The sequence below is a fragment of the Shewanella sp. SM23 genome (assembly GCF_025654295.1).
Lineage (GTDB): Bacteria > Pseudomonadota > Gammaproteobacteria > Enterobacterales > Shewanellaceae > Shewanella > Shewanella oncorhynchi.
Genome location: NZ_JAKKRM010000071.1, coordinates 1 through 552, shown reverse-complemented (window position 1 = coordinate 552; position 552 = coordinate 1). Strand labels below are relative to the sequence as shown.

At 46.7% G+C, this 552-nt stretch carries 2 rRNA genes; both read left to right on the top strand.

From position 1 onward, the window contains the following. Positions 1-203: ribosomal RNA gene (locus L5L98_RS22355) — 23S ribosomal RNA — on the top strand; the annotation flags it as partial. A gap of 229 nt (positions 204-432) precedes the next feature. Further along, positions 433-548: ribosomal RNA gene (gene rrf, locus L5L98_RS22350) — 5S ribosomal RNA — on the top strand. Positions 549-552: the final 4 nt, after the last annotated feature.

Genomic DNA, 552 nt, shown 5'->3' with positions numbered 1-552 from the left:
GCCAATGGCATTGCCCGGTAGCTACGTTCGGAATCGATAACCGCTGAAAGCATCTAAGCGGGAAGCGAGCCCTAAGATGAGTCATCCCTAGGAATTTAATTCCTCTAAAGAGCCGTTCGAGACTAGGACGTTGATAGGCATGGTGTGTAAGCGTTGTGAGGCGTTGAGCTAACATGTACTAATGACTCGAGAGGCTTAACCATACAACCCAGATGGGTTTTACAAAGAAGCCTTAGACAGAATATAAACACTTAATGAAGTGTGGACTCAAAAAGCAATCAGCTTTTCAAATTTTAATTAAAAGGTTAATTACGCAGGAAATTGTTAGGCTGACAAAGCCGTGACGAGCGAGGCGCGGAGTGTACGTTAGTACATGAGCACAGTAGCGAGGAAACAATGCCGTCAGACGGACAATTAACCAGTAAGAATTTGCTTGGTGACAATAGCCTTGTGGAACCACCTGATCCCATCCCGAACTCAGAAGTGAAACGCAAACGCGCCGATGGTAGTGTGGGGTCTCCCCATGTGAGAGTAGGTCATCGCCAAGCAAGC